13 protein-coding genes are annotated in these 12,922 nt (G+C 43.2%); all 13 read right to left on the reverse strand.

Annotated features, from left to right (window positions below):
• Window positions 1-24: 24 nt before the first annotated feature.
• Entirely contained in the window at window positions 25-588 is a 564-nt protein-coding gene (gene rfbC, locus IE163_RS08610) for a dTDP-4-dehydrorhamnose 3,5-epimerase (RefSeq protein ID WP_189432252.1), read from the reverse strand.
• Window positions 585-1,538, reverse strand: a complete 954-nt coding sequence (gene rfbD, locus IE163_RS08615) for a dTDP-4-dehydrorhamnose reductase (protein ID WP_189432254.1) — start codon at window positions 1,536-1,538, stop codon at window positions 585-587. The genes rfbC and rfbD overlap by 4 nt, the downstream gene beginning before the upstream one ends.
• Complete coding sequence (rfbB, locus tag IE163_RS08620; RefSeq protein ID WP_189432256.1) at window positions 1,535-2,581, reverse strand: dTDP-glucose 4,6-dehydratase; 1,047 nt, start codon at window positions 2,579-2,581, stop codon at window positions 1,535-1,537. The genes rfbD and rfbB overlap by 4 nt, the downstream gene beginning before the upstream one ends.
• 31 nt (window positions 2,582-2,612) lie before the next feature.
• Entirely contained in the window at window positions 2,613-3,788 is a 1,176-nt protein-coding gene (locus IE163_RS08625; protein ID WP_189432258.1) for a nucleotide sugar dehydrogenase, read from the reverse strand.
• A 41-nt stretch (window positions 3,789-3,829) separates the two neighbouring features.
• Window positions 3,830-5,815, reverse strand: a complete 1,986-nt coding sequence (locus IE163_RS08630; protein WP_189432260.1) for a polysaccharide biosynthesis protein — start codon at window positions 5,813-5,815, stop codon at window positions 3,830-3,832.
• Between the two features lie 75 nt (window positions 5,816-5,890).
• The gene (gene galU, locus IE163_RS08635; protein WP_189432261.1) at window positions 5,891-6,793 is read right to left on the reverse strand and encodes a UTP--glucose-1-phosphate uridylyltransferase GalU; all 903 of its coding nucleotides are present in this window, start codon (window positions 6,791-6,793) and stop codon (window positions 5,891-5,893) included.
• A gap of 131 nt (window positions 6,794-6,924) precedes the next feature.
• Window positions 6,925-7,233, reverse strand: a complete 309-nt coding sequence (locus IE163_RS08640) for a DUF6170 family protein (protein WP_189432263.1) — start codon at window positions 7,231-7,233, stop codon at window positions 6,925-6,927.
• Complete coding sequence (locus tag IE163_RS08645) at window positions 7,220-8,185, reverse strand: hypothetical protein (protein WP_189432265.1); 966 nt, start codon at window positions 8,183-8,185, stop codon at window positions 7,220-7,222. The genes IE163_RS08640 and IE163_RS08645 overlap by 14 nt, the downstream gene beginning before the upstream one ends.
• A gap of 52 nt (window positions 8,186-8,237) precedes the next feature.
• A complete protein-coding gene (locus tag IE163_RS08650) occupies window positions 8,238-10,334 on the reverse strand; it encodes a YjbH domain-containing protein (protein ID WP_189432267.1) in 2,097 nt (698 codons plus the stop codon).
• A complete protein-coding gene (locus IE163_RS08655) occupies window positions 10,331-11,053 on the reverse strand; it encodes a capsule biosynthesis GfcC family protein (protein WP_189432269.1) in 723 nt (240 codons plus the stop codon). The genes IE163_RS08650 and IE163_RS08655 overlap by 4 nt, the downstream gene beginning before the upstream one ends.
• Window positions 11,053-11,700 (reverse strand): YjbF family lipoprotein, encoded by a 648-nt coding sequence (locus tag IE163_RS08660; RefSeq protein ID WP_189432271.1) that lies wholly within the window; start codon window positions 11,698-11,700, stop codon window positions 11,053-11,055. Before IE163_RS08660 ends, IE163_RS08655 begins: the two co-directional genes overlap by 1 nt.
• Before the next feature lie 109 nt (window positions 11,701-11,809).
• Window positions 11,810-12,277, reverse strand: a complete 468-nt coding sequence (locus tag IE163_RS08665; RefSeq protein ID WP_189432273.1) for a hypothetical protein — start codon at window positions 12,275-12,277, stop codon at window positions 11,810-11,812.
• 88 nt (window positions 12,278-12,365) lie between these two features.
• Window positions 12,366-12,920: a sugar transferase gene (locus IE163_RS08670; protein WP_189432275.1), complete on the reverse strand. Its 555-nt coding sequence runs from the start codon at window positions 12,918-12,920 to the stop codon at window positions 12,366-12,368.
• Between the last annotated feature and the right edge of the window lie 2 nt (window positions 12,921-12,922).

Raw genomic sequence — 12,922 nt, forward strand, 5'->3', positions numbered from 1 at the left:
ACAGTAACAGTAAATTATTTAAAACTAAACAATTGTCTTATCTACAAATTTATCTAGAAAACATTGCCAGCTCATACCTTTCTCATCTTTTGGGGAAACGACAGGGTCTGTTTTGTCTAACGACCAATTAATAGCCAAAGAGGGATCGTCCCAACGAATCACATATTGATCATTTGGATCAAAATACTCGGTACACTGATATTCAATAAACGCCGTATCTGATAACACAAAAAAACCATGCGCAAAACCAGGCGGGATCCATAGTTGTTGATGCTGCGTAGCGTCGAGCGTCAAGGTTAATACTTGGCCGAAAGTTGCAGAAGTTGGCCTTAAGTCTACAACCACATCTACAATAGTCCCCACAAGCACTGAAAGTAACTTACCTTGCGCAGCCAAGTGTTGAAAATGTAAACCGCGCAAGACCCCTTTTACTGACGATGAGCGATTAAGCTGTTTGAATGTGTAGCTACCACACTGCTGCTTAAAATCGTGCGCACGAAAAGCCTCATAAAAAAAGCCGCGCTGATCTTTGTGCACCAAGGGCGTTTTAAGCTTAACATCAGGTATAGTAGTTGCAATAAATGTCAATTTAACCGTCCTTGAACAAATTTTTCCAGCAAAGGTTTGTAACGCTCATCTGCTAGTAGTTGTTGAAAAGTTAGCGCAAGACCTTCTTTCCAATCAGGCAACACAACATTAAAATCATGCTCAATCTTAGCTAGATTAAACATAGAATTTTTTGGTCTGGCGGCAGAGGTTTGGTAACAATCAGAGGTTATAGCAAGTAAATTGTCAGCTTGCAGTTTCAGTAAAAAACCCATTAAATAAGCATGATTAAGAATTTCTGTCGCAAAACCATACCAACTAGTTTTTCCCTTAGTAGCAAGGTGGTAAATACCAGAATGTAAACACCGTTCAGTACTAAGATTAATTATACTAGGCATCACCTGGGCTATGGCCCAGGCTGGAGTTGGAGCGCCAATCTGATCATCAACCATACTCAGCTTATCACGCAATGCAGCCAGCGATAAAAACTTGAGTAAGAAATTACTTCTGCGCCAACCATACAACCAGCTAACCCGAAAAATAAGATAATTTTCTGTATAGCTTGCGATGTAGAGCTCGCCCTGACGTTTAGATTTTCCATAAACAGTAGCCGGTTCAGTAATATCTTCTTCGCGCCAACCTTGTTGTCCTTCGCCGGAAAACACATAATCTGTAGAGAAATGTATCACCCTTGCACCGGTTCTGGCGCTGTACAGGGCAAGAACCTTTGGAAGCTCGGCGTTAAGTAAAAACGCTAACACACTACTTGATTCAGCAAGTTCAACGTCCGTCCACGCCACAGCATTAACAATGACAGCAGGTCTAATTTTCTCTAAATAAGCAATTAAGGCGGTAAAGTCGGTAACGTTTAAATCGGCACGAGAAGGAGCAAACACCCTATGTAAAGTAGACAAGGTTTGATTAAGTTCAAACCCCAATAAACCGTTGCCACCAAGTAGCACGATATTATTGTTACCACATAGAATATTCATTTGCCAAGATCAACAGCAAGTTGAGCAGGCAGCTTACCTGCATTAAGCTGTTGAAAATACCACATTACCGTACTACGTAAACCTTTCCCGAAATCTGTCTGTGGTAACCAACCCAACTCCTGTCTAATTTTAGTACTGTCGATAGCATATCGCTGATCGTGCCCTGGCCTGTCTTGAACAAAAATGATAAGTTCTTTGCGGGCCTTAACGGCCATATTTGAACTCGCCTGAATATCGGCAGTCATCTCACACAGTAATGTTGCGAGCGTAAGGTTAGTTAGCTCAGTACCACCGCCAATTAAATAGGTTTCGCCAATCTCGCCATTAAGTGAAATTTCAAGCAAGGCTTTAGCATGATCAGCAACATACAGCCAATCTCTAGACTGGCTGCCGTTACCATAAACTGGAATAGACAAGCCCTGTAATGCATTAGTGATAATCTTTGGTATAAACTTTTCGATATGCTGGCCTGGGCCATAATTGTTGGAACAATTTGATATAACAGCGGGAAAGCCATAGGTGTTATGCCAAGCTCTAACAAAATGATCTGCGGCGGCTTTTGAAGCAGCATAAGGATTCCGAGGTTTATAAGATGACAGCTCCGTAAACGCGGGAGCGTCCCCTAAAAGCTGACCAAAAACTTCGTCAGTAGAAACCTGCAAAAATTTAAATGTTGCTGCTTTTTTGGCAGGCAACTCTCGCCAATACTTTAGTGCAACCGTAAGTAATGTGCAGGTACCAACAACATTAGAATCAACAAAGTCTGCAACATTGCTAATAGAATTATCGACATGGGTTTCTGCTGCAAGATTAACAAGATAGTCTGGTTTATATTTATTGATGACAGTATCAAGCAAGGCAATATCATTAATATTGCCTTGTATAAAAGTATAGCCTTGATTGTTGCAGAAATTTTCTGCAATAACGTTTGCAGCGTAGCTGAGCTTATCAAGGTTAACGACCCTAAAGCCACGGTCTAATAATAGCTTTACGAAAGCAGAACCAATAAAACCTGAGCCGCCCGTAACAAGAAAAAGTTTCATCAACAGAAAACCCAGCTACCACAACAGCAGCTTAGTCATTACCAAAAAGATCGCGAGTATAAACCTTATCAGTAACATCAACCAGCAACTCGCTGGCTCTATTGGCTACAATAACATCCGAAATACGTTTAAACTCGTTTAAATCGGTCATCACTTTACTATTATAAAAGCTTTGCTCTTTTAACTCGGGCTCATAAATTACAACTTCGATGCCCTTGGCTTTAATGCGTTTCATAATGCCCTGAATAGCAGACGCCCGAAAATTATCAGACCCCGCTTTCATAACCAACCGAAATACGCCTACTACTTTAGGATTACGTTTAATAATAGAGTCAGCAATAAAATCTTTACGAGTTCTATTTGCCTCTACAATAGCTTGAATAATGTTATTAGGAACATCTTTATAATTTGCCAGTAACTGCTTGGTATCCTTTGGCAAGCAATACCCGCCATAGCCAAAACTAGGGTTGTTGTAATGGTTACCAATTCTTGGATCTAAACACACGCCTTCGATAATCTGACGAGTGTTAAGATCATGGCTCTCTGCATAGCTATCTAGCTCATTAAAATAAGCCACTCTAAGCGCTAAAAACGTATTAGAAAAAAGCTTAATCGCTTCCGCTTCTGTACTGTCGGTAAATAACACTGGGGTATCGGGTTTTAAGCTGGCATTACGCATTAACGTCGCAAAAACGTTTGCGCGCTCACTTTTCTCGCCTACCACAATACGCGACGGATACAGATTATCGTAAAGTGCCCGCCCTTCGCGCAAAAACTCTGGCGAAAAAATCACATTATTGGTGCCAAGCTTCGCAGAAATCGCTTTAGTAAACCCAACCGGTACAGTCGATTTAATCACCATCACCGCGTTAGGGTTTACCCTCATCACATGCTGAATAACTTTCTCAACACTGCCAGTATTAAAATAATTGGTTTCAGGATCATAATCAGTCGGTGTAGCAATAATAACGTAATCCGCTAATTGATATGCCGCGTCGGCATCCAGGCTAGCTTGTAACTTCAGAGACTTATTCGCCAAAAAATCTGCAATTTCTTTATCTTCAATTGGCGAACGTTTGGCGTTAATTAAGGCTATCTTCTCTGCAACTAAATCTATTGCAGTTACCTCATTATGTTGGGCTAATAACACCGCATTTGATAAACCAACATACCCGGTTCCCACCACCGCAATTTTGTAAACTGACATGCTTTTCCCTATTAAAACCCACAACCCTAAAAAACAAAAAATTAAGCAATCTGTTTCGACGAATCCAGCGCAATATTCAACTCAGTGCTCACTGGCTTTTCAACTCGGGCAACAGCTGACACTAAAGGCTGCACGGCTTGAATATCACAGGCGGCATTTACCACCAAATCACTTGATGCACAGGTATAATTAAACTCGGTAGGCGCAGAGCGAATAAGATCAATAACGGCCGCCACATCAAACTTTTCACACGCATTATCTAAACGGTTTAGCAATAACTGCATCTGCGGCCACTGTAAACAGCGCTCATCAGCTGCCATAATGCGAGAGTGTTGAGTTTTACGCACATTATCGCCAATCAATAATTCCTCGTAGAGCTTCTCGCCTGGCCTTAAACCGGTATATTTAATTTCAATATCGCCATAAGGATGGTTATCATCCTTAACTTCCAGTCCCATCAGGTGAATCATTCTTCTCGCCAACTGGTCAATACTAACAGGCTCGCCCATATCCAGCACAAATACATCCCCGCCCTTTCCCATAGCCCCCGCTTGAATAACCAGTTCAGCAGCTTCTGGAATAGTCATAAAGTAACGAATAATATTTTTGTCTGTTACTGTAATAGGACCGCCTTTTTTAATTTGCTCTCTAAAAAGCGGCACCACAGATCCGGAAGAACCCAATACATTGCCAAAACGAACCATAGAAAAGCGGGTAATAGCCTGATATTGAGCTAAACCTTGCAAAACAAGCTCAGCTAAACGTTTCGAGGCCCCCATAACATTAGTAGGTCTAACTGCTTTATCAGTTGATACCAACACAAAGGTTTGCACCCCAGCTTTAATAGCGGCATTAGCCGTATGTAAAGTACCAAATACGTTATTACGCACGCCTTCTATAACGTTGTATTCTACAAGTGGTACATGTTTGTACGCCGCGGCATGGTAAACAGTGTTAATAGAAAAAGCGCGCATAACACTCTCGAGGCGCTGCTCACGCTGTACGCTGCCTAAAACAGGCACCAAGGTGATCTCGTATTGCTCTCGGGCTATTTGTAAACGCAGCTCTTTCTCTATCGCATATAACGCATATTCAGAAATATCAAATAATACTAGGGTCTTAGGGCCGCACTTTAAAATCTGCCGACATAACTCTGAGCCAATAGAGCCGCCTGCACCCGTCACTAAAACAGCTTTATCTTCAATGTTGGCGTTCATCAGTTTTGCTTTAGGCGCTACAGGATCACGCCCTAGCAAATCTTCAATTTTCACGTCCTGCAACTCGTCAATACGCATAGTGCCGTCAACAACATCGCTAAAACCCGGAATTGATTGAACAGGCACAGGTAAGGCTTCTAACTTATCTAAAACTTCACGGCGGCGTCCGCGGCTTGCCGAGGGTAGAGCCAGTAAAATACGGCTCACGTTCTTAAGTTTTATATAAGAAACAATATGGTCAGGAGAACCTACAGGAATACCTAAGATAGTAGAGCGCTGCAAGGTAACATCATCATCAACAAACATTACCGGGTTAAAACGGTCACCATTGTTTAATGCCTGAGCTAATTGTCTACCCGAAGAGCCCGCACCGTATATCAGCACCCGCTCTTTAGAAATATTGTTACGCTGGCCTAGTAAAACTCTTACCAGCAGTCTCACTCCGCCTACAAAAACCAGAGATAACACAGCATAAACAAACAACAAATTTAACTTGTCGTCTAACCGCAACCAGGAAAAAAACAACGCCATTGCAATAGCGTTAAACATTATTCCGGCTAACACGGCACCTAATGCATGTTGTCCTATATAACGAATAACTGCCCGGTATAAGCCTAGCCGCGCAAACAAATAAATGGTTATCGGCAAGGTAACAACAAAACCAAGAAATACTTGGCTAAATGAATACTCTGTAGAGCTTTGCGTAACCATGTATGCAATACAAAGTGATGCAAATAAAAACGCTACATCTGCAATTACTGAAATTACGCGTTTAAAAAATCGTGGTAATTCCAAAAGCCATGAAAGCATAGAATTAACTCCTAAAAGCCTGACAGACATTAATTGATATAACCAATATTCTTAGTTCTGTTAGGCTATCCATTGTTATTTTGCTTTAGCTAAAGACATTGTCGCTAACCAAGATTGAAAGTCAGCGCCAAGCTTGCTATCACGCAAACCATACTCTACGAAGGCTTTCATATAACCTAATTTATTACCACAATCATGGCTTCTACCTTTTATATGGTAAGCCTGTACTGGGAAAGACTTCATCAAAATGGCAATAGCATCCGTCAGTTGAATCTCGTCTCCGGCACCAAGCGGTGTAGACGCTAACGCTTGCCATATCTCAGGTGTAAACACATAACGACCAACTACAGCATAATTTGATGGCGCAACATCAACTTCAGGCTTTTCAACAATGGCCTGCATGTTCACAGAGGCGGTCGGCTTCAATACTTCGCCATTAATGTCTACGACACCATAATTACTTACTTGCTCAAGCGGTACAGGCTCTACCATAACCTGGCTAAGATCTTGCTCTTCATAGCGGCTTATCATTTGTGCCAAATTGTCTTGCTTTAGGTTACTTTCGTAACTATCAATCAATACATCAGGCAGCAACACAGCAAAAGGAACATTGCCAATAAGGGGTTTAGCACATAACACCGCATGGCCCAAACCTTTGGCCTCACCCTGACGCACATGCATTATTGTCACGTCTTTTGGACAAATATTCTGGACCTCATCCAGCAACTGCCTTTTTACCCGCTTCTCTAGCATAGACTCAAGCTCAAAGCTCTTATCAAAATGGTTCTCAATGCTATTTTTTGAAGAATGAGTCACTAAGATGATTTCTTTAATACCTGCGGCAATACATTCTTGAACAACGTACTGAATTAAAGGCTTATCAACTACTGGAAGCATTTCTTTTGGAATTGCTTTGGTTGCAGGCAACATCCTGGTACCCAAACCTGCAACTGGAATCACCGCCTTTCTAACCTTCATACCTTCTCCAATATTCCCTATAACTTGCAAAAAAATCCAAACGGCAAGTTGTATCCAACACTAAAAGTATTAAATTATAAGGGTAATCCTTACAATTAACCAAACCATTATTCACGCTCACCAAAACCACGTTATTCCGATACATCTGGGTAAAGTTGCCGACGAACCATCGCCAAACGCTCTTGGCATAACGCAAAGGTAATTGGCCGGGTAATTAATGGATAAATTATCAACAGCAAAGCACTGTATCCAAAAATTAACACGCCCTCCGCCCTCGCAATTTGCAAAAACATTAAGCTTAAAATCAATAACTTAACAATATTCAACATCAGCTTGGTCGGTGCCGGCAAACGATCGGCTGCGGCTCTTACCACGGCCATGCGCTGCCTAAAATTTAATCCGGCAAGCTCTGGGATCTGCTTACTGTTAAAGTACAACATGCTTACTCCGTAACTCATCTTTTAACTGCACATAACGTAAGTACGCGGTCATAGCATGCTGAGTATAATCAATTCGGGTACCTTTACCCTCAATGAATGCCCCGGCAAGCATACCTTTAGTCTGTTGATGTTTTTTAAGCTCTAGTAATAAAAAATGGCAAAAATCCCGAACCTCTAAAAAATGCTCTTCTTGACGATACACGGCATCACGGCCCAGCATCCCCAAATAAGCAACTAACGCCTCGGCCCGACACGCTAAGGGCGTACTGCGCTCTAAATAATAAGGGTTAGCCACAATTTCATCAAAAATTAATCGGGCATAGTCTTTTAAAAAGCCCCTTGCCGCAACATCGTCGGCGGGTAAATGCTTATCTACCAACTCAATCGCTTGCAGCAACCAGTGGTCTTGTAACACCGAGTCTTTATCACGTTGCAATTTTAATTGCACTATAAGCTTATACGCTCGCTCAATATCGCCCACTGTGGCATAAGCCAGTGCAGCCTCACCAGGATAATACTCTGACACAAAATCAGACACATAGCCGGTTTGCGGATTAAACTTAGAAAACCGAATAGCCCCAGTATCTTTGTCATTAAAACAGCCTAAGCCAGCAGTTAACCCCGTTATCGCTTCAGTTTGCACGGGCTTAACTAACGAATAAGCCAAAAGTGCCAGGGCATTGCCGCCCAGTTTCGCTTCACCTTTATCAAGAATAAGTAAAACCGGTGTTTTTTCTTCACCAAAAACACAACGCACTATTCTTTCTCTGGCATATTCACAGGCAGCTACTACACTTTTAGATGAAGCCTTTTTACCCAAAAACTGCTCGTAAAGCGCTAAAGACCAAATGGCACCACAATGCCGCAGCATATTGTATTTACCCGGTATTGGCGCGCCTGTTAGATCTCGGCGATACACAAATTTACCTTTAGGCAAAACTTGCTTATACATAAACTTTGCTGAAGCATGAACAATAGCTAAACATTGCGCTCTTTGCATAGTGCTACCTAAAATTAACCGATTGACGCTCTTGCGTTAAACCGTAAAGTTTAACCGGGCGCTGTAGCATCTGCCCACCATCACGCGCAATAGGTACCCAAGGAATAGCACCTTGGCCCCGGGTAGATTTAAACGACATTAAATCAAACGGAATAGACAAGTAAAACCCTTTGGTAAAACTGCCCTCGCCGTATTCGGCAGAGGTGGCGTCGGTAATGGCAGCAAAGGCACCAACCACAATACCACTATTAAAACGCTTACCTACATCTATGTTCACACCCACATCTTTAGCTAAGAAACGCCCAGCACTGACCGACACCAAACTATTGTTTAAAAAGCTAGGTTGCCAGTAAAGGGTTGCAAAACCGGTTAACACAGAATAATCAAACAGCTTATACTCACTGGCAAAATCACGTTGCCGCACATAGTTAAGATCAAAACCCACTGCAAAACGTGAATCTATAGGTCGATATAACACTTCAGCGCCAACACCAGCAAACATTGCCTCTAAATAGCCACCATAAACCTGGCCAAAAACGTTCTCTGTTAAGTTGTCACGGCCAGTTGCAAAGAGCTTATCTAAGGTCACTCTGCTACGCGTTGCATACTCACGCGAAAAGGTTCTCACGCGTGGCAGGGTAGAGTCTTGAGAATCGACCTTAAAATTAAATTTATCAAAGTTCTCCAGCACCGTTGCCTTTAACGCGCCGCCCACTAGCCAATTGTCATTAAAACTGTAAGACGCGCCAGGCAACAAACCGCCCTGGTACATAAAAAAGGCTTCTGGATTACCCAGCATTTGGATCCAAAAGGTTTCTAACGAAAAGCTTAAACCACGATTCTGGTTAACAAACTGCCAGTTAACCTCATCCAATTGCGGGTTTTGCCGCACATAGGTACTTTTTAAATCATATTCCAATCTGTCGTAACGTGCCTGAGCTCTAAATTCGGCGGCATCAACTACCGTCTCTACCATCGGCATGGCCGCTTGCTCAACAATAATCCGATACCGTTTAACATTGTGCGGTGCTACATTGGCTAATACCCGGCTAATTCGCTCTATAGACACATCATCATCTCTAAAAGCAACCTGCTCACCCTGAATAATTAATTCATCGTCAGTTAATTGCACCCTGGTGGTAACAAAACCGGCATTAAAATAGAGATCGTTGCGCATCTTAGTGCGAGTGAACTCTTTTCTGGGTAAACCCCGAGCTTTTACTTGCTGTGGCGGCGGATCAAACTTCACCTGGCTAAGCGTCTGGAAATCTAACTTATAACTTGCAGAAAATGCCAAGGTATTACCACGTTGATAACTTAGCTGTAAATCGAATGGGGCATGGCGATATACCAAGCCAAAGTTAAAAGCGCTGTCTTGTACTATAGTGCCAGCACGCTCGCGGCTGTAGTCGTTACCTTCATATTCCAACTTTATACTCAGTGGCTGCCACGGCGTTTGATACTCAATACCGCCAAATAAGGCGGCGGGGCCGGTAAAGAAGTTTTGGTAATCAATCATACCACCCTGGCCACGGAAGGCACTACTGCGCCGACAAAACCTATCCGCTGCTTCACAAAAAGGATTGGCAATATTACCTGAGCGGCCCAAACTACCAAAACCCATCCCAAGGTGCACATCGACAGGCCCAAAGCGTTTACTAGCCGCAATAAACTCGCTTTCGAAAAACCCAGTCCCCCCGAAATCTAGAAAACCTAAGCTAACTTCTGGTAACCAATACGATTCTTGCCACAAGCGTAACTTAACGTCGATGCCTTTATCTTTTAAAGATTGATCACCACTAAAACCCGGAAACTGGCTAAACAAGCGGGTACGCACATCGGTATAACGTACCGTAGTTTCTAACCATGGAAACAGCTGTACACTGGCACTCCAAAAACGATACTGATCATTGTCGGCATAATTTACTGCAAAAGCGCCTTCGCTGCCCATACGGGCGGTAGGTGTTTGAATTAAACCTACGCCACCACGATTAGCTTGCGATAAATTAAAGCTTGCAACTTCCGTATCTGCTGCCTGCAAAGCACCACTAACCAAAGCCCAGGCTACTGCCAGAGTAACAATTTTAACATTTGACTTCATAAAGGAACCCGATTGGTGGCAAGCACAGCAATTTTATCGTTAAGTTGCCTATGTGCAGCAGGTAACACACTACGGCCAAAAGGCACAAATACCCACTCACCAGGATAAACTGCAGCATGCTGGTTATTCCAATAAGCAATGCCACGCTGCTCTGTACTGCCGTTTAAGCGGCCTAAAATAACAATGCTATTGTCGGCAACCGACGCCGCCATACCCTGGCGCCGATAAGCGTCGGCATCGGCCATTAACGGTTTCATACCCGGGTTTAATACCGCGCCAAAAACGTGCACAGCATGGGCTCTTTTGGGCACATGCAACCAAAACTCACCCTCGGTAAGTCTTGGATTAGCAAAACGCGCACGCCGGGCCTGATCAAAATCGATATTAATATTAACCCGCTTGGCCAAGCGCCATTGCTTTATCTCGGTATGCAATACGCTAGCGGTGCGGCTTAATACGGTGTTTCTACTTTGCATTAATCGGGCTAGGCCATTCAGCACTTCTACGCGATCTTGCTCTAAACTGGCGTCCGCCCGGTAGAGTGCAGCAGCTGGCCAATAGTAGTCGGCAGAGGCGGGTAATTCAGCTAACAGCGTAGCCAAACGGGGTGGTGTTTGATACTCCAGAACCTGGCCATTAAGTGTAACGCGCGTGTTGGCCAAAGCGCTGCCCGACACAAGCACTAACGCCGTTAAAAGTGAGGTAATTAAAGGTTTCATTACGAAGGCAACCTATTAATGCGGCTTAAAAAGGTAACATCGACAAATTGCAGTGCAGTGGGCACATGTTGCAAGGTGCGAATTAATTGGCCAGATGCCGCATCAAACCAATAATGATTAATCACGCTTTTGCCATTGTGCAAATACGTAACCTGCTCGGTAAAATGTAAGGTAGCAATTTGCCGCGACAATACGCTAATAGTCGCAGGCCCCATCGCATAAAAATGGTTACTGGCCTGTAAATTTACGCCAGTTGTAACATCTTGTACAAATTGCCAGTTAGCGCCGTCAAGCGCGTTTAACGGCAAGGCTAAGGGATCTGGTTGTGTCGCCTTAGTAAATAACACATTGTCTTTTAAGCCAGTCGTTCTTACCAACCGCCCTTGCTCAAAAATAAAAAAACTATTGTCTGCACTTATAAATTTATGCTGACCATTTTCTATAAAAGCAAGCGCTAATACCAAGCTTGCATGTTCTTCAGTAACTACCTCAATTAAGTCGAACTGGCTCTGTGCTATTTGCTGCCAAGTTAATACTTTTGGCTCGTCGTTATTAAAGAGGATCCGAAAGTTTTCTTTATACACGTAATAAGTGTTGCCACAGGCACTTAGCAAAATGCATAGCAAACAATATACAACAAGCTTCATTAATACCGCATCCAGCTAAAAAGTGAAAACGATGCGAAGCATACTACGGCTACCGCTAAAAAAAAAGCCGCCCAAAGGCGGCTTAGTGCTTAAAATACTTTAAAACGTCTTAGAAAGTACCAGTAACTGTAACTGTCACTGTACCAGTAGACGTTACAGTGTTAGTTGTGGTGCTAGTAACGGTAGTTGTGGTGCTAGGCACACAAACGCCGCCAACCAGTTCTTCACCTTCTTCGCAATCGTCGTCGTCGTCGTCATCGTCATCGTCGTCGTCGTCGTCGTCATCGTCGTCATCGTCGTCGTCGTCATCGTCGTCGTCGTCGTCGTCATCGTCGTCGTCGTCGTCATCGTCGTCATCGTCGTCATCGTCGTCACCACCTACGATGGTCGAACCGCTGCTATTAGATATAATAACAGAGATAACGGTGGCAGCTATGGCCGACGCAGACGCTTTTTCTAAATTGGTCATAGACATAGCGTTGGTGCTACCCGCACCTGCCATCTCTTCAGCAAGCGCTCCAGCGCTATGCAAACCAAGTGCAGCGGCAACCGCTACAGCTACCAGCATCTTTCTCATATCAATCCCTCAATGCCAAAATAAACAATCTCGTAAAGGGTATACCATCACGACTAATTACTCAACAGAAACTTTGTAGAGCCTTACCTTAACGCTTAACAACATCGCCTTGGCCTTTACCACCTAAGGTTCTAAAAATATATATAAAATATTCAGGCAAACCAAACTTAGCTAACATTTTTTGATCCGTCTCAGCCAGCAGCACCGGCGTAGACATATCAATATTTTGGGTTTGTGCTAAGCCGGTAATCCCTGGTCGGGCCTGAAAAACCTGGCGTTTCTCTCGCTCGGCAATCAACTCTTCCTGATTAAACAAACAAGGACGAGGCCCAACTAAGCTCATTTCACCCTTTAACACGTTCCACAATTGTGGCAATTCATCGAGTTTAGTGCGCCGCAAAAAATTCCCCATAGGCGTAATGGCACTGGCTGCCGCTAAATGGCTAGCCACACTGGCCGTATCGGGTTTCATTGTTCTAAATTTTACCAGCGTAAAGGGTTTTTTATTACGCCCTACTCTAACCTGTCTAAAAATTGGCGAGCCAGTATCAAAAAAACCAAACAATGTAATTAACAACAGCACCGGCAAGCCAACTAATAAACCGGTAATTGCAAAAATAATATCTAACAGCCTAATCAACATAG

Source organism: Alishewanella longhuensis, from assembly GCF_014653435.1.
Taxonomy (GTDB): Bacteria; Pseudomonadota; Gammaproteobacteria; order Enterobacterales; family Alteromonadaceae; genus Alishewanella; species Alishewanella longhuensis.

What these genes read in the sequence shown, in the direction of transcription:
- rfbD (WP_189432254.1), bottom strand. Translation starts at nt 1,538, where the DNA reads ATGAATATTCTATGTGGTAACAATAATATCGTGCTACTTGGTGGCAAC.
- rfbB (WP_189432256.1), bottom strand. Translation starts at nt 2,581, where the DNA reads ATGAAACTTTTTCTTGTTACGGGCGGCTCAGGTTTTATTGGTTCTGCT.
- IE163_RS08625 (WP_189432258.1), bottom strand. Translation starts at nt 3,788, where the DNA reads ATGTCAGTTTACAAAATTGCGGTGGTGGGAACCGGGTATGTTGGTTTA.
- IE163_RS08630 (WP_189432260.1), bottom strand. Translation starts at nt 5,815, where the DNA reads ATGCTTTCATGGCTTTTGGAATTACCACGATTTTTTAAACGCGTAATT.
- galU (WP_189432261.1), bottom strand. Translation starts at nt 6,793, where the DNA reads ATGAAGGTTAGAAAGGCGGTGATTCCAGTTGCAGGTTTGGGTACCAGG.
- IE163_RS08640 (WP_189432263.1), bottom strand. Translation starts at nt 7,233, where the DNA reads ATGTTGTACTTTAACAGTAAGCAGATCCCAGAGCTTGCCGGATTAAAT.
- IE163_RS08645 (WP_189432265.1), bottom strand. Translation starts at nt 8,185, where the DNA reads ATGTATAAGCAAGTTTTGCCTAAAGGTAAATTTGTGTATCGCCGAGAT.
- IE163_RS08650 (WP_189432267.1), bottom strand. Translation starts at nt 10,334, where the DNA reads ATGAAGTCAAATGTTAAAATTGTTACTCTGGCAGTAGCCTGGGCTTTG.
- IE163_RS08655 (WP_189432269.1), bottom strand. Translation starts at nt 11,053, where the DNA reads ATGAAACCTTTAATTACCTCACTTTTAACGGCGTTAGTGCTTGTGTCG.
- IE163_RS08660 (WP_189432271.1), bottom strand. Translation starts at nt 11,700, where the DNA reads ATGAAGCTTGTTGTATATTGTTTGCTATGCATTTTGCTAAGTGCCTGT.
- IE163_RS08665 (WP_189432273.1), bottom strand. Translation starts at nt 12,277, where the DNA reads ATGAGAAAGATGCTGGTAGCTGTAGCGGTTGCCGCTGCACTTGGTTTG.
- IE163_RS08670 (WP_189432275.1), bottom strand. Translation starts at nt 12,920, where the DNA reads ATGTTGATTAGGCTGTTAGATATTATTTTTGCAATTACCGGTTTATTA.